This window comes from Enterococcus sp. XAF26B05_ASV22, assembly GCF_056727285.1.
On record NZ_CM161538.1, the window covers coordinates 1,318,057 to 1,340,544 of the forward strand.

Here is a 22,488-nt window from a genome sequence, read left to right on the forward strand (position 1 = left end):
ATGAAAGAAAGGGATTTTTTGTGCGGATTTTAGCGATCGATACGTCAAATCAAACATTGACCATTGCTGTTTGTGAAGACAAGAAAATAATAGGACAATATACAATCACTGTAAAAAGAAACCATAGCTTAACGTTGATGCCAGCAATCACACAATTGGTGAAAGATGTTGGGATGACACCTAAGGACATTGATCGGATTGTTGTGGCTCAAGGTCCAGGTTCATATACAGGATTAAGAATAGGTGTAACAACGGCCAAAACATTGGCTTACACATTAAATAAAGAATTAGTAGGTGTGTCTAGTTTAAAAACGTTAGCCGCAAATTGTGTTAAGGTAAAAGGAACAATCATACCGATTTTTGATGCGAGAAGAAATAATGTTTATACCGGAGCATATCAATATGTTAACGGTGTTTTGACAAATGTCATAGAGGACCGGCATATAGCGATGGAAGATTGGCTTTGTCAGCTAAAAGACATTGATTCTGTTTACTTTGTTGGAGAAGATGTTGAAAAATTCCGCTCACTGATTGAAGCCACTCTCCCTACTGCTGAAATTTGTGCTAGTTCAGAATGGCAAATTCCAAACGGTGCAGCCTTAGCAGAATTGGGTAGAGTAAGTGAACCTGAAGCGGATATCCATCACTTTTTACCTAATTATTTAAAACGAGTAGAAGCAGAAGAGAACTGGTTAAAAGATCATGTATCTGAGGTAGATAATTATGTTGAAAAAATTTAATCTTTTTCATAGTATTTTGGGCATTTTTTTTAAGAATCGCCCATATGATGAGAAGACTGTAACAATCTCAGAACAAGAGTATTATGTTCGTGGGATCACACTCGATGATATCAAAGATTTACTTTCAATTGAAAGGGAAGTATATGCTGGAGAATTACCTTGGACAAAAACGGCTTTTTTAGTTGAACTTCAAGCAGCAGAACCTCATTTATACTTACTTATTCAAAAAGAAGGAAAAACAATTGGGTTTATTGGATGCCGTATTTTTGATAAGGATGCTCATATTACAAATGTTGCCGTTGCAATGCAAAATCAAGGAAAAGGAATTGGGAGTTTCTTGATAAGAGAGGTTCAGCAGTTTGCAAGAATCAACAATTGTGAGAAGATCTCGTTAGAAGTCCGAATCAGCAATAAAAATGCACAGCGGGTCTATCGACAACTTGGATTTGTATCCAATACCATTAAGCCACATTATTATACTGAAAATAAAGAAGATGCATTAGAAATGATATTATCTTTAAAAGAAGAGTGAAGCGATGTATTATTCAAAAGAAGAGTTGCCAACAAGACAGGCTGCTAAGAAACTTTGGCGGATATGTGACCATTCATATGACCATGGATCACCCTGGACAGAAAAACAATTTGACGTTGATTTAGCACAAGAAACAAGTCACTATCTTGTCTTAATTAAAGAAGGCAAGTGGATTGGTTTTGTCAGCTATCATTTAGTATTAGATGAAGTTGAAATTACGCATGTTGTGATTCGTAAGGAATGTCAGCAAAAAGGTTATGGCAGTCAATTGATCGATCAGTTGATTCAACGAGTAAACGAACAAGATGCTTGTCAAGTGTTTTTAGAAGTTCGAACATCGAATGTATATGCACAAAATTTATATGAAAGAAAAGGATTCAACGCGATCAATCGTCGAAAAAAATATTATAGTAATCCACAAGAAGACGGGATTGTGATGTGTTTAACTGTTAAGGAAGTGAAACAATGATTTTTTTAAATAAAGAAAGAAAATTGATACTGGCTATTGAAAGTAGTTGTGACGAAACCAGTGTTGCTGTTATTGAAAATGGCGATACAATTTTATCTAACGTTGTGGCTTCTCAAGTGAAGAGCCATCAACGTTTTGGAGGTGTTGTACCAGAAGTTGCGAGTCGTCATCATGTAGAAGAAATTACGTTATGTATTAAAGATGCTCTAGCTGAAGCAGATGTAAAACCAGATGACTTAGGTGCAGTAGGCGTTACGTATGGTCCTGGTTTGGTAGGGGCTTTATTGATCGGTATCTCCGCTGCTAAGGCATTTGCTTGGGCACATGATTTACCGCTGATTCCAGTCAATCATATGGCTGGGCATATTTATGCGGCTCATTTTGTAGAACCTTTGCAGTTTCCGTTAATGGCATTATTAGTGAGCGGTGGTCATACGGAATTAGTTTACATGAGAGAGACAGGTTCTTTTGAAACCATCGGTGAAACAAGAGATGATGCTGCAGGTGAAGCATATGATAAAGTCGGCAGAGTTTTAGGTCTAACCTATCCAAGCGGTAAAGAGATCGATGAACTGGCCCACCATGGAGAAGATACGTACCATTTTCCACGAGCTATGATGAAAGAAGACAATTATGATTTTAGTTTTAGTGGTTTGAAAAGCTCATTTATCAATACGGTTCATAATGCTGAACAACGCAATGAAGAATTGATAGTAAAAGATTTAGCCGCAAGTTTTCAAGCGAGTGTTATCGATGTTTTAGCCGATAAAACGATTCGAGCTTGCAAAGAATATCCTGTCAAACAATTAGTGATGGCAGGTGGTGTTGCCGCAAATATAGGTTTGCGTGATCGATTAAGCAAAGAAGTGACGGAAGAACTGCAAGGCGTAACATTTATCGTGCCACCACTTAGACTATGCGGTGACAATGCAGCGATGATTGGTGCTGCTGCATTTGTCGAAGCTGAAAAAGCTCATTTTGCTGATTACCACTTAAACGCGGATCCTAGTTTATCCTTTACGACCATCTAAACATTAAAATCAACAGACAAGACTAGGCATAGAGAAAAATATTTGTTATAATGAACCAAGTTTAATAATGATTCATCGATAAAGAGAGTACTTCATTAGCTATTATTCAAGCGATTTCGGGAAGGTGCAAGCCGAAAATAATCAAATGAAGGAAGCGCGCTTTTGAGAATCTGCCAAGGCAGACGGCTATCTACCGTTAATAGATTAAGTGGGTTCGTCTTTATAGAGGACGAACAATTAGAGTGGTACCGCGGGAAAATCTCGTCTCTGGTGTTTTTTAACACTAGGGATTTTTTTTGTTTATCACGCCACTTCGTTTTGATATCGTTGTTGCAAATCAAGTAGAAAAGAATCATTTTATAATGTGTCAGAAAGTCAGGTTGCTTTGCTTATATTTTAAGAAGTGAATCACTAAGTTTAACTCTGGTAAACTATTGAATCACCAATCCACTTTGATTTAAAAAAGTAGGACCCATTTCTCAAAATCAATGATAATGCAGCTAGAATAAATAATACAAATCACCTATTAGGAGGATAACTATGAATAACAAAGAAATCGTAGCAAAAGCCATTTATGAAGTGGTAAAAGAAGATTTATCATTAGAAACCGTTACCCAATTATTGGAAAATCCTAAGTCAGTTGATCACGGAGATGTAGCGTTTCCAGCTTTCTCATTGGCGAAAGTCTACCGTAAAGCACCGCAACAAATTGCAGCTGATTTAGCTGAGAAAATTGCTGGAACAGACTTTGAAAAAATCGAAGTGGTTGGACCTTACCTGAACTTTTTCATGAATAAAAAAAGGGTAAGTCAAACAGTCATCGGTCAAATTGCAAAAGAAAAAGGACACTACGGAGATAGCTCGATCGGTAACAAAGGCAATGTACCAATCGATATGTCTTCACCTAACATCGCGAAACCAATTTCAATGGGGCATTTGCGTTCAACAGTTATTGGGAATTCAATTGCGTTTATTCTTGAAAAGAGTGGTTATACACCTATTCGTATCAATCACTTAGGGGATTGGGGTACTCAATTCGGTAAATTGATTGTAGCTTATAAAAAATGGGGTTCAGAAGACGGAGTCAAATCGGCGCCAATCACTGAATTATTACGTCTGTATGTTCAATTTCATGAAGAAGCTGAAACACAACCTGAACTAGAAGAAGAAGCACGCGCTTGGTTTAAAAAACTAGAAGAAGGCGATGCTGAAGCCACTGAATTATGGAAATGGTTCCGTACAGAATCACTAAAAGAATTCGACAAAATCTATGCAATGCTAGAAGTTTCCTTTGATTCATACAACGGAGAAGCTTTCTACAACGATAAAATGGACGAAATTGTAACAATGCTAGAAGAAAAACATCTATTGCAAGAAAATGAAGGAGCTGAAATCGTTGATTTATCTGCATATGACCTAAATCCAGCGCTAATCAAAAAATCAGACGGTGCAACGCTGTATATCACACGTGATTTAGCGGCGGCTGTTTACCGTAAACGTAATTATGATTTTGCCAAAGCGATTTATGTTGTCGGAAATGAACAAAGCAATCATTTCAAGCAATTAAAAGCTGTTTTAAATGAGCTTGGATTTGACTGGTCCAAAGATATGCATCACGTACCATTCGGTTTGATTACACAAGGTGGCAAAAAACTATCAACGCGTAAAGGGAAAATCGTTTTGCTTGAAGAAGTGTTGAACGAAGCAGTTGAACTGGCGAATAACCAAATTATGGAGAAAAACCCTGATTTACCGAATCGAGAAGAAGTGGCGAGACAAGTTGGAATTGGTTCTGTTATTTTCCACGATTTAAAAAATGATCGTTTGAATAACTTTGATTTTGTTTTAGAAGAAGTTGTTCGTTTTGAAGGTGAAACAGGCCCGTATGTACAATATACACATGCACGTGCAATGAGTATTTTAAGAAAAGCTGATTTCTCAATCGATGAGACCAAAGAGTATGCCCTAGATGATAAAGATAGCTGGGAAGTTGTGAAACTATTGCAAAAATTCCCAGAAGTTGTCATGCAAGCTGCTGAAAAATACGAACCATCAGTTATTGCAAAACATGCGATCCAAGTTGCTCAAGCCTTCAATAAATACTATGCACATGTCAAAATTTTAGCTGAAGATGAGCAAAAAGAAGCGCGTTTAGCGTTAGTGTATGCGATGGCAACGATTATTAAAGAAGATTTACGCTTACTTGGTCTACATGCGCCGAATGAAATGTAACGAGCAAAAAAGCTGAGGCAAAAGGACAGTAATTCCTTTTTGACTCAGCTTTTTTTTAACTAAAAAACCTACTTTTCTGGCATTATTTAATTAGTCCAATTTTGTTGCATTTGGTCCAAAAGATCGATAACGTCTTTTGTTAAAAAGAGAGAACGATTGGATGTTTCTCCTTCGATCATTTTAATCATATTAGTGATTTCGTAGTTTAAGGCTTGAGTACTATCCCCAGAAACAATTGTTTCCACAGTTCCGTCATTAAAGAAAATTTTTGCTTCATCTGCTCGTGGATACTCGTTGATCACAATATAAGCATCTTCAAAAGCGACAACTCCTTGTTTGGGCATTTTTGCTTGGAAACTTAAGGAAACTGTCGCCATTTCTTGTACATCGTTTTGTAAGATCGTCGCTGATTGTTCGTCTACACCAGTTGAGAATGGCTGCATAACGGATGCAATAACTTTGGGTTGCGAAGTAAAAAACCAGCGAGCAAAAGAAACCGCATAAGTTCCAATATCCAATAAAGCGCCGCCAGCTAAATCAGGATTAAAGAATCGATTCGACGGATCAGGTTCTTTGTAACTACCAAAAGGCGCTTGAATCATTTTTAATTTTCCAAAACGATTGGAGTCGATTTGACTACGTAATTCTTGGTATAAGGGCATGTTGAAAATAGTCATTGCTTCAGCTAATATCAGGCCTTTTTCTTCAGCTAGCGTCATAGCTTGCGTTAGTTCTGCGCTATTCATCGTAATCGCTTTTTCACAAAGTACATGTTTACCTGCTGCCAGAGCTTTTAAAATATGTTCGATATGTTGACGATTGGGAACGGCGATATAGACGATATCGATCGCTTGATCGGCTAACAATGCTTCAAATGAACCATAAGCTTTGGGGATATCGTGTTCGTTTGCAAATGCTACAGCTTTACTTAATGTTCTAGAAGCAACGGCTGTTATTTGACTATTTTCTTGTTGAAAGCTGTTAGTAAAACTAGTTGCAATTTCTCCAAGACCGATGATTCCCCAATTGTAGTATTTCATATATATCCTCCTTAATAATAGAGCAGTGGGGCGTTATCATTTCTATAAAAGAAAAAATCAAGAGTGAGAAACTCTTACGGCTTTAAGAAAATAGCCCACATAACTCAATAATAACAAAAGTTAAAAGAGCTTCTGCACTTTTTCTGACGCATTAAGTAATTAAAAAGCTCTATTTTTATTATACATGAGAAATGAAAAATAATGGATTATTTTGGACAGATATGTTGAATTGTCTTATTATTTATAGAAACAAGTGGCGTGTTTCTTAAAAATACAGAAATAAATGATTCAAAAAGATGCATTTTTTTACTAATTTCAGTAAAATGGGAGAAGGAGGCGAAAGTCATGCACCAAATGTATATAGATATTCTTATCGATGCAATTATAGAACAATTTGAAACGGAAGAGCACTTCTATATTGACTATCTCCAAATTACAGAAGAAAATTGGACAAATTGGAAAAAAGGTAGAATTAATTTAACAAGTGAAGAGATGCAAAAAATAAAAAACTTATTTTCTGATTATGAATGGATGCTGACACAAAAAATATTACGTCAAACCATTCTATTTCCAGAAAAAAGAAACATAGCCGTTTCAGAATACAAACGCCTAAAAACAATAATCGCTAAAAAATGGTTACAATCAGGAGCAGGTGTTGCTGAATTGATACCGTCAAAAGCAAACCGCGACGAAAAAGAACAGGCATTTATTGATCTAAAAGTAACGGTTTCTTATGATGAGTGGGGGTTTGATGATATTGTCACGTTCAGATTGCCGGCAACTCTACAAGGTCAATTAAAAGAATCAAAAGTAGAATTACTAGATTGGGTAAATGAAAATTTGATGGGTACTTACGTTGGTGAATAAGTAAGTAAGGGAGTTTTTTTGTGAAACAAATTTTAGGAATCTTATCCGTCATCATCGTATTAGGTGCTGTGATTTTTGTCCTTTTTGGTCATTCAACACCAAAAGAAAAAACAAAAACGAGCAGTGAGGAAACACAAACAACAAGCACCACGGCACCGCCAACCACGTCTGAAAAACAAACGAATACATCGACAACTATGACTACAACTGCAGTTGATTGATTGTCTAGGGAAAAACTGATATAATCAGTCAGCTATTATCCTAAATAAAAAAAGTTAGTACAGGAACGAATACAAAACAAAGTAGGGAATGTATGAATAGTCCAAGGTATAAGAAGAAAAAAGTGAGAAAAACGAATTTACCGATGCTTTTTGCGGGTTTGTTGATTGTTGGTGTAGCGTTTATCTTTTCAATCAATGTATTGTCAGACAGTTCGAAAACAGAAGAAGAGTCAGCTCAACAAAAAGAGCAAGTAACAAAGGAGCAGTTTATTGATAGAATCAGTCCTTATGCAAAAGAATTACAAGCATCTTATGGTGTGTTACCTAGTATCATAATAGGGCAAGGGATATTAGAATCAAATTGGGGACAGAGTACGCTTGCTTCAAAGTATAATAATTTATTTGGAATCAAGGCCTATGGGGAACAAAAAAAAGTCAACCTTGAAACACGTGAATATATCAATGAAGAATGGATCGTTATCCAAGGGGATTTTAGAGTGTATGATACGTGGGAAGAGTCAATGGATGATCACACACGTCTATTTGTTAACGGTGTAACATGGAATCCACGTTTATACGAACATGTTCTTCTGGCAAAAAATTATAAACAAGCGGCTCAAGCTTTACAAGATGCTGGTTATGCTACAGATCCAACATATGCAGATAAAGTGATTCATGTCATCGAAAGCTACGATCTTAATCAATATGATCACTAATAGATGGAGTAAAGGGGAGTAAATTAAATGAATGAAAAATGGGTGCCTGAAATTGTAACACCTTTAAAACAAGATATCGTTCAAGTGCCGAAAGTAATTGCGCAAGCGAGCGGAATCCGAATTTTTGGAAAAAAAATTAAGTCAATTATTTTTACGACAGATATTGCAATAATTAGAAATACAGATGCAAATGCAGTAATTGCTGTATATCCTTTTACACCTCATCCAGCCATTACAAAAAGTATTATTGAAGCAGCGGATATTCCTGTATTTTCAGGAGTTGGCGGTGGCTTAACTCAAGGTCAACGCTCGGCTTACATGAGCTTGTTCGCGGAAGCTCAAGGATCGATCGGTGTCGTATTAAATGGTCCAACACCAGTTGAAACAGTTGAAATGGTTTGTGAAGCTGTTGATATTCCAGTCGTTAGCACGGTAACTTCTATCCATACACCAATCGATGCAAAAATAGCAGCAGGGGTTACGATGATCAATATCAGTGCTGGTAAAGATACAGCTAAGACGGTTAAGTTTTTCCGAGATAAATACCCTGAATTACCAATTATTGCAACAGGTGGGCCAACAGATGAATCAATTACAGAAACGATTGAAGCTGGAGCCAATGCGATTACATATACACCGCCTAGCAACGGTGAACTTTTTAGTCAAAAAATGAATAAATATAGACATTTAGAAAAAGAGAATGATGTTTAACCTATACAGAGCAAATTTTTACTGTAACAAACGATAATCAAGGGCATATTTTCGTTTATTTAGCCGTTGATTATTTATTTGCCTTCAGCAATTGCTGAGGATTAATTGATAAAAACATTCTATTATAAATAGAATGTTTTTATCAAGGTGAATTTATTTTATGTTATGATGGATGAAAATGGTTTAGGAGTTGGGAATTGATGAAAAAATATTGTTACGTGGTTGGCGCGGCCGTTACACTTTTTACGATTTTTGGAATGGCTAGTACTACCGAAGCGACTGAAACAGTAAGTGAAGAAAGCTACCAAGCGGCAATTGAATCAGGATTTACACCTGAACAGATTCAACAGATTCAAGAAATGCCTGATTTTTCTTTAGAAAATATTCAAGAAGAATCGGCAGCTAGAAGTGCTGTTGTATTTTCAGCCACTCAAAAAAATCAAGTCGTTTCTGAAGCTAAAAGACATTTAGGTAAACCATATGCCTGGGGTGGAAAAGGACCGAATGTATTTGATTGTTCAGGATTGACTCGTTACGTATTTTTACAAGTTACTGGAAAAAATATCGGTGATTATACGATACCGCAAGAAAAAGCTGGAGAACAAATCAGTGTTGCTCAGGCTGAACCAGGAGATCTCTATTTTTGGGGAGCAAAAGGAAATACCTATCATGTAGCAATTGCTATTGGGAATGGTCAATATATCCATGCGCCAAATGAAAAAGAAGTGGTGAAGATTAATTCAACTACGTATTTTAAGCCTAGTTTTGCTGTTAGAGTGATAAAAAAGAATACCAACAATAATGCGAATCTAGTTAGTTACAGAACTCACCTCCAAGATTTTGGTTGGGGAAACTATGTACAATCTGGTCAAACCAGTGGTTCAGTGGGTAAATCAAAACGCCTAGAAGGAATACAGGTTAAGCTTGATCCTTCAGTGAGTGGAAATATTCAATATAAGACTCATATTCAAGATATCGGCTGGCAAGGGTTTAAGTCGAACAATGCATTAAGCGGAACGACTGGTAAGAAAAAAAGGTTAGAAGCAATTCAAATTAAATTAAGCGGTGCGGCTGCTACCAAATATGATGTTCAGTATCGCGTTCACTCTCAAGATTATGGATGGCAAGCGTGGACTAAAAATGGTCAATCTGCTGGAACACAAGGCTTAGCAAAACGTTTAGAAGCAATCGAGATAAAATTAGTTCCTAAAAATACAGTATTACCATCAGGTGGAAAACCTGCGTTTATCAAAAAATAAATAAGGAACAACTGAAAAAGAGATAAAAACGATCCATAGAAACAATAAGTGACTCTGTAAAATTTCAATGAAAAAACAATTATTTTCATTGAAATTTACAGAGTTTTGTACTATTGTATACTAATAACAAGAAGCTTATATATGATCATAATAAGGATGATCGTCTCTACCCAACACCGTAAATGTTGGTCTATAAGTGAAAAAGAGTCTCAGACCCTTTTTTGCTTATGCAAAAAGGGTCTTTTTGTTTGTATAAGAAGAGTTGCGTAGAAAATGTGATGGAGGAGTCGGAAAAAATGGAAGAATTAGTACAACGAATCAAAGAGGATGGTCGTGTTTTAGGGGAAGGTGTGTTAAAAGTAGACAGCTTCGTTACCCACCAAGTCGATCCTAATTTAATGGAGGCGATTGGCTATCGTTTCGCTGAAGTATTTGCAGATGCTGGCATTACAAAGGTTGTTACAATCGAGGCTTCAGGAATCGCACCTGCTCTTTTTGCAGCGAAAAAACTGGAGGTACCAATGATTTTTGCTCGTAAAGCAAAAAGCTTAACGATGGATGAAGAACTACTGACAGCTTCTGTATATTCGTTTACTAAACAAGTGACAAGCCAAATATCTATTTCAAGAAAATTTTTGTCAAGTGACGATAAAGTATTGATTATTGATGATTTTTTAGCGAATGGTCAAGCTGCAAAGGGATTAGTCGAATTGTGTCAACAAGCAGGGGCAACTGTAGATGGAATTGGTATTGTCATCGAAAAATCTTTCCAAGATGGACGAGCTTTATTAGAAGAAATGGGTATGCGTGTTATTTCTTTAGCTCGTATTGACTCTTTGAAAAATGGTGAAGTTGAATTTCTTGAGGGGGATGCATAAACTTGGAGAGTAAAGTAAATACAAAAGAAGTTAACAATCAACCAGAAACTGAAAATGGTAAAGCGGCAGTCTTGGGTCTTCAGCATTTATTGGCGATGTATGCAGGAGCTGTAGCCGTACCTTTATTGATCGGGACGGGTTTGAATTTTAATTCAGAGCAGATGACCTATTTAATTTCAATTGATATTTTTATGTGTGGCATTGCGACGTTGTTGCAATTGACAGTGAATCGATTTTTTGGAATTGGCTTACCTGTAGTGCTTGGCTGCGCAATTCAAGCGGTAGCGCCATTGATTATGATTGGTAGCGATAAAGGTGTAGGTGCAATTTATGGTTCAATCATTGCTTCTGGTATTTTTGTTGTATTAGTCTCGGGAATTTTTTCTAAAATCAAAAAGCTATTTCCACCTTTAGTAACGGGAACTGTAATCACGGTCATTGGGTTGACGTTGATTCCAGTTGCAGTGGAAAAAATGGGGGGAGGTCTCGCTACAGCTACGAATTTTGGTGACGGGACCAATTTACTTCTGGCTTTTGTAACAATTGGTTTGATCATTGTTGTCCAGGTTTGGGGTAGAGGATTCTTCAAATCGATTGCCGTTTTAGTTGGTTTAATCGGTGGGACTGTTCTTGCAGCAGTTCTAGGTCAAGTGAACTTGACACCAGTTGGGGAAGCGACATGGTTCCATTTTCCACAGCCTTTTTATTTCGGTAAGCCAACGTTTGATATCTCTTCAATCGTGTTGATGATCATTATTTCGATTGTCAGTATGGTTGAATCGACAGGAGTTTATTTTGCTTTAGGCGATATAACAGGAAAGCAAATCGGCGAAAAAGAATTAAAAAAAGGGTATCGTGCGGAAGGTTTAGCGGTTATTTTAGGTGGGATTTTTAACACATTCCCATATACTGGTTTTTCTCAAAACGTTGGGTTGGTCCAACTTTCCGGAATCAAAACAAGACGACCGATTTATTACTCAGCATTTTTCCTGATTGCTCTAGGATTATTGCCAAAAGTTGGAGCAGTTGCTCAAATTATCCCTGAACCTGTGTTAGGTGGTGGGATGTTAGTGATGTTTGGTATGGTCGCTGTGCAAGGCATGCGTATGTTATCAAAAGTTGATTACAATAATGATAAAAACTTATTGATCATTGCAATCTCAATTGGGTTTGGATTAGGATTTAATATGCTGCCCACTTTATTCCAACAAATGCCTGAAACAGTAAGGATGTTTACAGGGAATGGTATTGTCATGAGTAGTTTGACAGCAATTATTTTAAATGTATTGTTTAACGGTCTTAAAAATGAGGATCGAACTGAACCATTATGATAGTGAAAAAACCGGATGTTCCTCCGGTTTTTCTTTTTTTATCCGTCCAATACGAACAATAATATTAAAAAAAACTTTAATATTCGATTTTATTTTGACATGTAAGATTTCCGTTGATAAAATGTAAAAGAATAGAGAAAGAAAAGAGGAATGGTATGTCTATCATGGTTTCAGTAGTTATGGGAAGTACGTCGGATTGGGTAACAATGAAGCATGCGTGCGATTGTTTGGAAGAATTTAACATTTCTTATGAAAAAAAAGTGATATCGGCGCATCGTACACCAGATCTTATGTTTGAATTTGCTGGGCAAGCGCGTGAGCGTGGCATCAAAGTGATCATTGCTGGAGCTGGAGGTGCGGCTCATTTACCTGGGATGATTGCATCCAAAACAACGTTACCAGTAGTTGGTGTTCCAATTCAATCAAAAGCATTGAATGGGCTTGATTCATTGTTATCAATCGTCCAAATGCCTGCTGGTGTCCCCGTAGCGACTACTGCAATTGGAGAATCCGGGGCGAAGAATGCCGGACTGCTTGCAGTTCAGATGCTTTCCATGTATGATGTAGAGTTAGCAGGGAAATTAGACGCCAAGCGTAAATTTCTTGAAAAAACTGTGATGGAAAGTAGTGATGAACTTGAATAAACCTTTATTACCGGGACAAATGATCGGTATTATCGGTGGCGGGCAATTAGGAAGAATGATGGCGCTCAGCGCACGGGAAATGGGTTTCCGTGTGGGTGTTTTAGATCCAACTGTTGATTGTCCTGCTGCTCAAGTCGCTGATTGGCATTTATTAGCTGATTATGATGACATAGAAGCTTTAGAAGAGCTGGCAAAGCGCTCACAAGTCTTGACCTACGAGTTTGAAAATGTTGACGTTGGAGCATTGATGCACGTTCAAGATTTGGTGAATATCCCGCAAGGAACAGATCTTTTAGCTATTACACAAGATCGTTTACTCGAAAAATCTTTTTTAGAAGCGAACAATATTGTTATCGCTCCATTTGCCACAATCGTAAGTCCGACAGATATCCAAGATGCCATTGACGGAATCGGCTATCCATGTGTCTTAAAAACAACACGTGGTGGCTATGATGGGAAAGGACAATTTGTTTTGTACAGTACGTCCGATCTAGCACCTTCAATGAATATTCTAAGAGAAGGAACTTGTGTATTAGAAGCTTGGATTCCATATGAAAAAGAAATATCAGTATTAGTAAGTGGAAATGGACAAGGAGAGTTCACCGTTTTTCCTGTAGTTGAAAATATCCATCGAAATAATATTTTACATGAAACGATTGCTCCGGCAAGAGTGACTGAAGAAGTTGTTGAAGAAGCGCAACGAATTGCCCGTGTTATTGCAGAAGCTGTTGATTTAGCGGGGACTTTGGCTGTTGAGATGTTTTTAACAAATGATGGTGGCATTTATGTAAATGAACTGGCTCCTAGACCACACAACTCGGGCCATTATTCGATTGAAGCTTGTTCGATGAGTCAATTTGATGCGCACATTCGTGGTATTTGTAGCTGGCCACTGCCAGAAGTTGAGCTTTTATCAGAAGCTGTAATGGTCAATATTTTAGGAGATGAAATATACGAAACAATGGATGTGATTTCTGAGAAACCTGATTGGCATTTTCATTATTATGGCAAAGCAGAAGCAAAAAGAGATAGAAAAATGGGGCACATCACGATTTTAACAGAAGATATTTTTGAAACTTTAGAAGATATATATCAAACCAATATTTGGGATTAAAAAGGAGCAAACAAACGAATGATCGATCGTTACACACGACCTGAAATGGGTGCAATTTGGACAGATGAAAATCGTTACAATGCGTGGTTAGAAGTAGAAATTTTAGCGGATGAAGCATGGGCTGAATTGGGAGATATCCCAAAAGAAGATGTACAAAAAATTCGTGATAATGCATCATTTGATGTAGCACGCATTTTAGAAATCGAAGCGGAAACGAGACACGATGTAGTTGCTTTTACACGTGCGGTGTCTGAAACATTAGGTGAAGAACGTAAGTGGGTTCATTATGGCCTGACCAGTACAGACGTCGTTGATACTGCATATGGCTATTTATTGAAACAAGCAAATGATATTTTACGAGCAGATTTAAAGAAATTTACAGCAATCATTGGGGAAAAAGCGAAGGAACATCAACATACAGTTATGATGGGCCGGACACATGGTGTACATGCTGAACCGACAACATTTGGATTAAAGTTAGCGTTATGGTATTCAGAAATGAAACGGAATGTTGAACGTTTTGAACATGCTGCAAAAGGTGTAGAAGCTGGAAAAATCAGTGGAGCAGTAGGGACATTTGCAAATATTTCTCCTTTTGTTGAAGAATATGTGTGTGAACATTTGGGCATTAGAGCCCAAGAAATTTCAACTCAAGTATTACCTCGGGATTTACATGCGGAATATGTATCTTCGATGGCCTTGATCGCAACAAGTATTGAGAAGTTTGCAACTGAAATTCGTGGATTACAAAAATCTGAAACAAGAGAAGTTGAAGAGTATTTTGCGAAAGGTCAAAAAGGGTCTTCAGCAATGCCACATAAACGCAATCCAATTGGTTCTGAGAATATGACAGGTCTTGCTCGGGTTATTCGTGGTCATATGGTCACAGCGTATGAAAATGTTACATTGTGGCATGAACGAGACATTTCTCATTCTTCTGCAGAACGAATCATTATACCAGATACTACTATTTTACTAGACTATATGTTGAACCGTTTTTCTACTATTGTAAAAAATTTAACGGTCTTTCCTGAAAATATGAAACGTAATATGGACGCTACTTATGGTTTGATTTATAGCCAACGTGTGTTGTTAAAATTGATCGATCATGGTATGTCTCGGGAAGTAGCATATGATTTAGTACAGCCCAAAACAGCCTATGCGTGGGATAATCAAACAGCATTTAGACCACTATTAGATGCGGATGAAAACATTACTTCAATTTTATCAAAAGAAGAATTAGATGATGCTTTTGATTATCAGTACCATTTGAAAAATGTTGATCTTATTTTTAAACGTGTAGGATTGGTATAAAATAACCGATAAAAGTAGAATTTGGAACTCCGAGAAATAAGCTGAAATCCACGAAAGTTGCTCTTCGAATTTTTGTAGTTTTCAGCTTATTTCTGAAGAGGTTACTTCTGGTTCGCCACCGTTTATTCAAATTTCGTGAGGCTGAGATATGACTTCTAGAGTTATGTCTTAGTCTCTACTTTTTTTTAATGATTGTAGTCCCATTTGGTCTAAAGAGCCATCTTATTTGGTTATCAATACTTAGATACGAAAAAGACAAAACTGTTGAGAAGTTTTGTCTTTTTGTGTTTTAGTACTAAACCATCACTTTTTTGAAGCTGCGTAACCGTGCAACATCGGGTGTTTTTAGAATAGAAAGCAACTGCTCTATAAAAAGATACGTACATTCTTGTTCGTTGAAATAGACATGTATACAGTAGTTGTTTTTAAAAAAGTGTTGTTCATGTATTTGATGTATGGTCAATTCGTTATTCAGACTATTCATATAACGGAAGGTTCGTTTACGTCTTTCTGAATGCCGATGAAATGCTCGTTTCAAATTCTTAAATGTATAGTAAGTACACCCTTGATTTAACTTGTGGACTTCCTCTAAGGCAAGTAAATCATTGTATAATTTTGTTCTTTCTTCAGGGATTAATTCTGCCAAAAATTCTTTTGCTAAACTGTCATAACCGCTAGTCATCCTTGTGTTCCCTCCTAAAAAATTATCCCGAATCACGAAAACATGATAGTAGATTTTTTAAAGAATTACTTTCGATTAGCATACCATTTTTCTTAATAGCTGTAAATGCTTACAAGATTTTCTTAATATCTAAAACTAAGATTAAATGAAAAAACGAACAATATGAAGATATAATATGTTGAATGTTAATAAATGTTTGACTGTGGAGAATCATCTTGTTAAACTGTAAACAAATAGAAAGACGAACTTAAATTAGTTTGTAATCATAAATGATACGTAAATGGGAGTGTGGAGGACTGTGGAAGAAAGTAAGTTATTATATAAAGGAAAAGCTAAGAAATTGTTTAAAACCAATGATTTAAAAACGTTACGAGTAGAATATTTAGACCAAGCAACTGCATTAAATGGCATTAGAAAAGACACTGTAATTGGGAAGTCTATATTAAATAATCAAATTACAGCTCTAGTTTTTGAGCAATTAGAGTTAAAAGGTATCCATAATCATTTTATTAGATTGATATCTAAACACGAACAATTAGTTGAAGAGGTTGAAATTATTCCGTTAGAAGTTGTCGTGAGGAATGTTTCAGCGGGTAGTTTTGCAAAGCGATTAGCGATCCCTGAAGGCCAAGAACTTGAATTTCCAATTTTGGAGTTTTATTACAAAGATGATTCTCTCGATGACCCGATCATTAATGGTGATCATATTAAGATTTTAAAGATTGCAACGGAAGAAGAAATGACTACTATAAAAAATGAGGCACACAAGATAAACCAATTGCTTATTGAGTTGTTTGAAAAAATCAATATTCGTTTGATTGATTTTAAAATAGAGTTTGGTCGTAGAGAAGATGGCACTATTCTATTAGCAGATGAAATCACGCCAGATACTTGTCGTCTATGGGATAAAAAAACAAACGATCATTTAGACAAAGATGTTTATCGTAGAAATATAGGAGATATCGTTCCCGTATATCAGGAAGTATTGCATCGATTAGAACAAACATTCAATTAAAAAAGGAGTGATATAGAATGTATGATGTAAAAGTATATGTTACGTATAAAAATTCAGTTTTAGATCCTCAAGGAGAAGCCGTGAAAGGCGCAGTTCATCGACTTGGTTTCAGTGAAATCGATGAAATACGAATAGGAAAATTTTTCGAAATCAGAGTTAGTAAAACAACGCAACCTATCGAAAGAGTCATTGAAGAAATTTGTGACAAATTACTAGCTAACGTTAATATGGAAACCTATCGTTATGAGATTGAGGAGGAAGTATGAGATGAAATTTGCAGTGATTGTTTTTCCTGGATCGAACTGTGACATGGATCTCTTATGGGCAGTCAAAGATATTTTAGGCGAAGAAGCCGAATATGTCCGTCATGATGAAGAAAGTTTAGCGGGATTTGATGGTGTTTTAATTCCTGGAGGCTTTTCATATGGAGATTATTTAAGGTGTGGTGCAATTGCTCGTTTCTCTAAAATCATTCATGAAGTGATTCGGCTGGCAGATGAAGGCAAACCGGTTTTTGGCACTTGTAATGGGTTTCAAATATTAACAGAAGCTGGGCTTTTGCCTGGTGTCTTACTTCGAAATGAATCATTGCATTTTGTATGTAAGTCAATTTCCTTAAAAGTAGTAAATAATCAAACCGCGTTTACCTCAGAATATCAAAAAAATGAAGTAATCAAGTTACCTATAGCGCACGGTGAGGGAAACTATTATTGTGACGACTCAACCTTGGAACAGTTAAAAGAGAATCAGCAAATTGTCTTTACGTATGCGGATGAAAATCCAAATGGAAGTCTTGCTAATATCGCAGGAATTATCAATAAGAACGGCAATGTCCTAGGGATGATGCCACACCCAGAACGGGCTGTAGAAAGTTTATTAGGATCGGAGGACGGTTTACGTTTCTTCAAATCAATCGTTAAAAACTATGGAAAGGTTAGGGCGAACACATGATGGAAGTGAAAGAACCTACAGCACAGGAAATTAAAAGTCAACGGATCTATTCGCAATGGGGGCTAACGGATGAAGAATATCACATGATCGAAAAAGATATTCTAGGACGTATGCCAAACTACACCGAAACTGGACTATTTTCTGTGATGTGGAGTGAACACTGCTCATATAAAAACTCAAAACCCGTATTAAGAAAATTTCCCACAAAGGGATCACGCGTTTTGCAAGGACCAGGTGAAGGAGCTGGGATCGTCGATATTGGTGATGGTCAAGCTGTCGTGTTCAAGGCGGAAAGTCACAATCATCCATCGGCTGTTGAGCCATATGAAGGAGCTGCAACAGGAGTGGGTGGAATCATCAGAGATATTTTTAGTATGGGTGCTCGTCCGATTGCACTTTTGGATTCATTGCGCTTTGGTGAATTGTCCAATGAACGGACTAAATATCTTCTAGAGGAAGTGGTAGCTGGTATCAGTGGATATGGAAACTGTATTGGTATTCCAACGGTTGGTGGAGAAGTAGCGTTTGACTCATGTTATGAAGGAAATCCGTTAGTAAATGCGATGTGTGTTGGGTTGATCGATCATAAAGATATTCAAAAAGGTCAGGCAAAAGGAATTGGGAATGCCATTATGTATGTTGGAGCGAAAACAGGACGCGACGGCATACATGGCGCAACTTTTGCTTCAGAAGAGTTTGTTGAAGGAGAAGACCAACAACGCTCAGCTGTTCAAGTTGGAGATCCGTTTATGGAAAAATTATTGCTTGAAGCTTGTTTGGAATTGATTCTAGAGCATGCTGATAGTTTAATAGGAATTCAGGATATGGGTGCCGCTGGACTAGTTTCTTCAAGTGCCGAAATGGCATCCAAAGCAGGAACTGGCTTGATTTTAGATTTAGATGACGTGCCTCAGCGTGAAACGGGAATGACACCATATGAAATGATGTTATCAGAGTCTCAAGAGCGAATGTTGATCTGTGTTAAAAAAGGACATGAAGCAGAAGTTGTTGAACTTTTTCAAAAATATGAATTAGACGCTGTAACGATTGGGAAAGTAACAGAGGATGGATTGTATCGTTTGTACCATAAAGGTGTCGAGGTAGCGAATTTACCGGTCGATGCATTGGCAGAAGATGCACCTGTTTATAATAAAGAACGAAAAGAACCAGCGAGAATCAAAAAATTTGAAGCATTAAAGAATTTCCACCCCCATATTATCGACGGAACAAAGACGATGATGGATTTATTGCAACAACCAACGATTGCCTCTAAAAAAAGGATTTATGCAACCTATGATTCTCAGGTACAAACGAATACAGTTGTGTTGCCGGGAAGTGACGCCGCTGTTTTGCGTGTCCGTGGAACGAAAAAAGCATTAGCAATGACAACAGATTGTAATGCTCGTTATCTTTATCTTAACCCAGAAATCGGTGGTCAGATCGCCGTAGCGGAGGCTGCGAGAAATATTGTGGCAAGTGGCGGCCAACCACTTGCCATTACCGATTGTTTAAATTACGGATCGCCAGATAAACCAGAAGGATTTTGGGAACTTTGGACCTCAGCAGACGGCATCGCTAAAGCCTGTGAAGTTTTGGAAACACCAGTGATTTCTGGAAATGTTTCTTTATACAATGAAACAAACGGACAGGCCATTTATCCAACGCCAGTGATTGGAATGGTTGGTTTGATAGAAGATTTATCGCATATTACCACCCAAGATTTTAAAATGGCGGATGATTTGATTTACGTTCTTGGCGAGACAAAAGATGATTTTAATGGCAGTGAATTACAAAAGATGATGCTTGGCTTCATTGAAGGAAAAATAATGGACTTTGATTTAGCTATTGAAAAAGAAATTCAACAGCTAGTGCTGACAGCTATTAAAGCCGGAATGCTCGAAAGCGCTCATGATTGTTCGGAAGGTGGACTAGCAATTGCATTAGCAGAGTCGGCTTTTAAAAATGAATTAGGCATAGAAGTAGATTTGGCTATGCCAGTCTCATTCCTCTTTTCAGAATCTCAGTCACGATTTATAGTGTCAGTCAGGCCAGAAAACCAACAAATGTTTGAAGAAATGATGCAAGAAAAAGCTGTGTTGATTGGAAAAGTAACGGTTAGCGGGAAAATCAGTATTCAAACGAATGATCAAAAAATCGAAGTGATAACACAAACAGCTAAAGGGCTGTGGGAGGAAGCGATTCCATGTCTTATGAAGTGAAAAGTTTAAATGAAGAATGTGGTATTTTTGGTATTTGGGGACATCCTGATGCGGCTCGTGTGACTTATTTTGGACTCCATAGCTTGCAACATAGAGGACAAGAAGGTGCTGGGATTGTTTCGAATAATGATGGCAAATTAAATGGATACCGAGGATTAGGCTTACTCTCAGAAGTATTTAAAGAGAATCGGACTTTAACTTCTTTGAGTGGAAATTCAGCGATTGGTCATGTGCGGTATGCTACTGCAGGAAATGGTAGTGTAGATAATATTCAACCGTTTCTATTTAAATTTTATGATGGTGCCTGTGGCTTAGCACATAACGGTAATTTAACGAATGCAAAAAGCTTACGAAAAGAGCTAGAGCAAGACGGCGCGATATTTCATTCCAATTCGGATACCGAAATTTTGATGCATTTGATTCGGCGTAGCAAACAATCGACCTTTATTGAACAGCTAAAAGAAAGCCTGCAGACTATCAAAGGTGGTTTCGCTTATCTTTTAATGACAGAGACAGCAATGATTGCGGCGCTCGATCCTAATGCTTTTCGACCCTTATCCATCGGTCAAATGAAAAATGGGGCGTATGTGATTGCCAGCGAAACGTGCGCATTAGAAGTTATTGGTGCTGCATTTGTTCGTGATGTAGGACCGGGTGAAGTAATCATCATTGATGATACTGGCTATAAAATCGAGCGTTACACTCAAGACACTCAATATGCGATATGCTCAATGGAATATATTTATTTTGCTAGACCAGATTCTAATATAGCTGGTGTCAACGTGCATACAGCTCGCAAAAATATGGGCAAACGGTTAGCAAAAGAAGCACCAATTGAAGCAGATATGGTAGTCGGAGTACCAAACTCTTCTCTTTCAGCAGCGAGTGGTTATGCAGAAGCGAGTGGTATTCCCTACGAAATGGGCTTGGTAAAAAATCAATATATCGCTAGAACCTTTATTCAACCCACACAAGAATTGCGAGAACAAGGAGTTCGGATGAAACTTTCTGCTGTTCGTGGCGTAGTCGAAGGGAAGCGTGTCATCATGGTGGATGACTCAATTGTCCGCGGAACGACTAGTCGTCGCATCGTACAATTGCTTAAAGATGCGGGGGCAAAAGAAGTCCATGTACGTATTGCGTCACCTCCTCTAAGATTTCCTTGCTTTTATGGAATCGATATTCAAACAAGAAAAGAATTAATTGCTGCAAATCACTCAGTAGCTGAAATCGAACAGTTGATCAAAGCAGACTCCTTGTGCTTTTTAAGTGAGCAAGGGTTGATCGATGCCATTGGTCTTAACTATGAGGCACCTTATTCTGGGTTGTGTATGGCTTATTTTAATGGTGATTATCCGACACCTTTATATGATTATGAAGAAAAATATCAAGCAACATTGAAGGATAAAATCAATTTTGCCACAATAAACTAAAAAGCTAAAAAAGAATATCGTTCATAAATCGTTAGGAGGAAACCATATTGGGAAATGCTTATACAAAAGCGGGCGTTGATGTTGAAGCAGGTTATGAAGTGGTAGAAAGAATCAAGAAACATGTTAAACGTACTGAACGAATGGGTGTGATGGGTGCACTTGGTGGTTTCGGTGGTTGTTTTGATTTAAGTACGGTGGAAGTGAAGGAACCTATCTTGATTTCGGGAACAGATGGCGTTGGAACAAAATTAATGATCGCGATTGAAGAAAACAAACATGACACGATTGGGATTGATTGTGTGGCGATGTGCGTCAATGATATCGTTGCACAGGGAGCAGAACCCCTCTATTTCCTCGATTATATTGCTACAGGGAAAAACAGACCAGAGCACTTGGAGCAAGTGATAGCAGGTGTAGCGGAAGGGTGTCTTCAGGCTGGAGCCGCATTAATTGGTGGTGAGACAGCTGAAATGCCGGGTATGTATAACGATAATGACTATGATTTGGCAGGATTCACAGTGGGCATTGCAGAGAAAAGCCAATTAGTCACAGGTGAAAATATTCGAGAAGGAGACGTTCTTTTGGGATTAGCATCTAGTGGAATACATTCAAACGGGTACTCTCTTGTTCGTAAAATTTTTTTTGAGATGCACCAAATGACTGGAAAAACAGTGATTCCAGGACTCGATGGAAAACAATTAAGGGAGGAACTTTTGATTCCCACCAAAATTTATGTAAAGATGCTACTACCGTTAATTAAACAGGAATTAGTGAATGGGATTGCGCATATCACTGGGGGCGGTTTTGTGGAAAATATCCCCAGGATGCTCCCCAAAAATTTATCAGCGGAAATCCATTTAGATAGCTGGCCGACATTGCCGATTTTCTCAACATTGGAAAAATACGGTCAAATTCCACCAATGGAAATGTACGAGATTTTCAATATGGGGATTGGAATGGTTTTAGCTGTTTCACCTGAAAAAATCGACGATGTTCAGGGGATTCTAAACGAATGTAATGAACCAAGTTATATTATTGGAAATGTCATCACTAAAGAGAAACAAAGTATTACCTTTAAAGAGGTGTAGA

At 37.5% G+C, this 22,488-nt stretch carries 23 protein-coding genes, 1 pseudogene, 1 riboswitch and 1 other annotated feature; of the genes and pseudogenes, 22 read left to right on the forward strand and 2 right to left on the reverse strand.

What is annotated here, in order from left to right:
* The first annotated feature begins 20 nt into the window (after positions 1 to 20).
* From tsaB to argS, 5 genes are all read left to right on the forward strand, one after another.
* Complete coding sequence (gene tsaB, locus AC1PU0_RS06500; RefSeq protein WP_206848858.1) at positions 21 to 740, forward strand: tRNA (adenosine(37)-N6)-threonylcarbamoyltransferase complex dimerization subunit type 1 TsaB; 720 nt, start codon at positions 21 to 23, stop codon at positions 738 to 740.
* Positions 724 to 1,272 carry a ribosomal protein S18-alanine N-acetyltransferase gene (gene rimI / locus AC1PU0_RS06505; RefSeq protein WP_206848821.1) on the forward strand — a complete coding sequence of 183 codons (549 nt, stop codon included), beginning with the start codon at positions 724 to 726 and terminating at the stop codon, positions 1,270 to 1,272. Before tsaB ends, rimI (AC1PU0_RS06505) begins: the two co-directional genes overlap by 17 nt.
* Before the next feature lie 4 nt (positions 1,273 to 1,276).
* Positions 1,277 to 1,741 (forward strand): ribosomal protein S18-alanine N-acetyltransferase, encoded by a 465-nt coding sequence (rimI, locus tag AC1PU0_RS06510; protein ID WP_069654509.1) that lies wholly within the window; start codon positions 1,277 to 1,279, stop codon positions 1,739 to 1,741.
* Positions 1,738 to 2,772, forward strand: coding sequence for a tRNA (adenosine(37)-N6)-threonylcarbamoyltransferase complex transferase subunit TsaD (tsaD, locus tag AC1PU0_RS06515; protein ID WP_206848822.1), 1,035 nt, complete (start codon positions 1,738 to 1,740; stop codon positions 2,770 to 2,772). Before rimI (AC1PU0_RS06510) ends, tsaD begins: the two co-directional genes overlap by 4 nt.
* 66 nt (positions 2,773 to 2,838) lie before the next feature.
* Positions 2,839 to 3,044 (forward strand) — a binding site (T-box leader).
* A gap of 268 nt (positions 3,045 to 3,312) precedes the next feature.
* The gene (gene argS, locus AC1PU0_RS06520; protein ID WP_206848823.1) at positions 3,313 to 5,004 is read left to right on the forward strand and encodes an arginine--tRNA ligase; all 1,692 of its coding nucleotides are present in this window, start codon (positions 3,313 to 3,315) and stop codon (positions 5,002 to 5,004) included.
* 86 nt (positions 5,005 to 5,090) lie between these two features.
* Here the strand turns inward: argS and AC1PU0_RS06525 are convergent, their stop codons facing one another.
* A complete protein-coding gene (locus tag AC1PU0_RS06525; RefSeq protein ID WP_111247426.1) occupies positions 5,091 to 6,044 on the reverse strand; it encodes a Gfo/Idh/MocA family protein in 954 nt (317 codons plus the stop codon).
* A 345-nt stretch (positions 6,045 to 6,389) separates the two neighbouring features.
* Here AC1PU0_RS06525 and AC1PU0_RS06530 point away from each other — a divergent pair, with 345 nt between their 5' ends.
* The 11 genes and pseudogenes from AC1PU0_RS06530 to purB all read left to right on the forward strand — a co-directional run bounded on the left by AC1PU0_RS06530 (position 6,390) and on the right by purB (position 15,099).
* The gene (locus AC1PU0_RS06530) at positions 6,390 to 6,911 is read left to right on the forward strand and encodes a hypothetical protein (RefSeq protein ID WP_206848824.1); all 522 of its coding nucleotides are present in this window, start codon (positions 6,390 to 6,392) and stop codon (positions 6,909 to 6,911) included.
* A gap of 20 nt (positions 6,912 to 6,931) precedes the next feature.
* A complete protein-coding gene (locus AC1PU0_RS06535; RefSeq protein WP_111247428.1) occupies positions 6,932 to 7,132 on the forward strand; it encodes a hypothetical protein in 201 nt (66 codons plus the stop codon).
* 92 nt (positions 7,133 to 7,224) lie between these two features.
* Positions 7,225 to 7,848 (forward strand): glycoside hydrolase family 73 protein, encoded by a 624-nt coding sequence (locus AC1PU0_RS06540; RefSeq protein WP_069654503.1) that lies wholly within the window; start codon positions 7,225 to 7,227, stop codon positions 7,846 to 7,848.
* Positions 7,849 to 7,875: 27 nt separating this feature from the next.
* The gene (locus AC1PU0_RS06545) at positions 7,876 to 8,559 is read left to right on the forward strand and encodes a beta/alpha barrel domain-containing protein (protein ID WP_206848825.1); all 684 of its coding nucleotides are present in this window, start codon (positions 7,876 to 7,878) and stop codon (positions 8,557 to 8,559) included.
* A gap of 446 nt (positions 8,560 to 9,005) precedes the next feature.
* Positions 9,006 to 9,338 (forward strand): annotated as a pseudogene (locus AC1PU0_RS06550) (C40 family peptidase); the annotation flags it as partial.
* The gene (locus tag AC1PU0_RS06555) at positions 9,336 to 9,818 is read left to right on the forward strand and encodes a hypothetical protein (protein ID WP_340689571.1); all 483 of its coding nucleotides are present in this window, start codon (positions 9,336 to 9,338) and stop codon (positions 9,816 to 9,818) included. The pseudogene AC1PU0_RS06550 and the gene AC1PU0_RS06555, both read left to right, overlap by 3 nt.
* 115 nt (positions 9,819 to 9,933) lie before the next feature.
* Positions 9,934 to 10,031, forward strand: a riboswitch (purine riboswitch).
* Between the two features lie 83 nt (positions 10,032 to 10,114).
* Positions 10,115 to 10,696: a xanthine phosphoribosyltransferase gene (locus AC1PU0_RS06560; protein ID WP_069654689.1), complete on the forward strand. Its 582-nt coding sequence runs from the start codon at positions 10,115 to 10,117 to the stop codon at positions 10,694 to 10,696.
* Positions 10,697 to 10,698: 2 nt separating this feature from the next.
* The gene (locus AC1PU0_RS06565) at positions 10,699 to 12,027 is read left to right on the forward strand and encodes a nucleobase:cation symporter-2 family protein (RefSeq protein WP_206834299.1); all 1,329 of its coding nucleotides are present in this window, start codon (positions 10,699 to 10,701) and stop codon (positions 12,025 to 12,027) included.
* Positions 12,028 to 12,182: 155 nt separating this feature from the next.
* Positions 12,183 to 12,671, forward strand: coding sequence for a 5-(carboxyamino)imidazole ribonucleotide mutase (gene purE, locus AC1PU0_RS06570; protein ID WP_206848826.1), 489 nt, complete (start codon positions 12,183 to 12,185; stop codon positions 12,669 to 12,671).
* A complete protein-coding gene (gene purK / locus AC1PU0_RS06575) occupies positions 12,655 to 13,785 on the forward strand; it encodes a 5-(carboxyamino)imidazole ribonucleotide synthase (RefSeq protein WP_069654499.1) in 1,131 nt (376 codons plus the stop codon). The genes purE and purK overlap by 17 nt, the downstream gene beginning before the upstream one ends.
* 18 nt (positions 13,786 to 13,803) lie before the next feature.
* On the forward strand, positions 13,804 to 15,099 hold the full coding sequence (gene purB, locus AC1PU0_RS06580; RefSeq protein ID WP_069654498.1) for an adenylosuccinate lyase: 1,296 nt from the start codon (positions 13,804 to 13,806) through the stop codon (positions 15,097 to 15,099).
* 295 nt (positions 15,100 to 15,394) lie between these two features.
* Here the strand turns inward: purB and AC1PU0_RS06585 are convergent, their stop codons facing one another.
* Complete coding sequence (locus AC1PU0_RS06585; RefSeq protein ID WP_206848827.1) at positions 15,395 to 15,781, reverse strand: hypothetical protein; 387 nt, start codon at positions 15,779 to 15,781, stop codon at positions 15,395 to 15,397.
* A gap of 298 nt (positions 15,782 to 16,079) precedes the next feature.
* On the opposite strand from AC1PU0_RS06585, the gene purC reads away from it, so the two are divergent.
* The 6 genes from purC to purM are packed head-to-tail and all read left to right on the forward strand — an operon-like array spanning position 16,080 to position 22,487.
* Positions 16,080 to 16,796, forward strand: coding sequence for a phosphoribosylaminoimidazolesuccinocarboxamide synthase (purC, locus tag AC1PU0_RS06590; RefSeq protein WP_206848828.1), 717 nt, complete (start codon positions 16,080 to 16,082; stop codon positions 16,794 to 16,796).
* A gap of 17 nt (positions 16,797 to 16,813) precedes the next feature.
* Positions 16,814 to 17,062, forward strand: coding sequence for a phosphoribosylformylglycinamidine synthase subunit PurS (gene purS, locus AC1PU0_RS06595; protein WP_069654495.1), 249 nt, complete (start codon positions 16,814 to 16,816; stop codon positions 17,060 to 17,062).
* 1 nt (position 17,063) lies between these two features.
* Complete coding sequence (gene purQ, locus AC1PU0_RS06600; RefSeq protein ID WP_206848830.1) at positions 17,064 to 17,747, forward strand: phosphoribosylformylglycinamidine synthase subunit PurQ; 684 nt, start codon at positions 17,064 to 17,066, stop codon at positions 17,745 to 17,747.
* Entirely contained in the window at positions 17,744 to 19,966 is a 2,223-nt protein-coding gene (gene purL / locus AC1PU0_RS06605; RefSeq protein ID WP_206848831.1) for a phosphoribosylformylglycinamidine synthase subunit PurL, read from the forward strand. Before purQ ends, purL begins: the two co-directional genes overlap by 4 nt.
* The gene (gene purF / locus AC1PU0_RS06610) at positions 19,951 to 21,399 is read left to right on the forward strand and encodes an amidophosphoribosyltransferase (RefSeq protein ID WP_206848834.1); all 1,449 of its coding nucleotides are present in this window, start codon (positions 19,951 to 19,953) and stop codon (positions 21,397 to 21,399) included. The genes purL and purF overlap by 16 nt, the downstream gene beginning before the upstream one ends.
* A 47-nt stretch (positions 21,400 to 21,446) precedes the next feature.
* Positions 21,447 to 22,487, forward strand: a complete 1,041-nt coding sequence (gene purM, locus AC1PU0_RS06615; protein ID WP_111247438.1) for a phosphoribosylformylglycinamidine cyclo-ligase — start codon at positions 21,447 to 21,449, stop codon at positions 22,485 to 22,487.
* Position 22,488 lies beyond the last annotated feature (1 nt).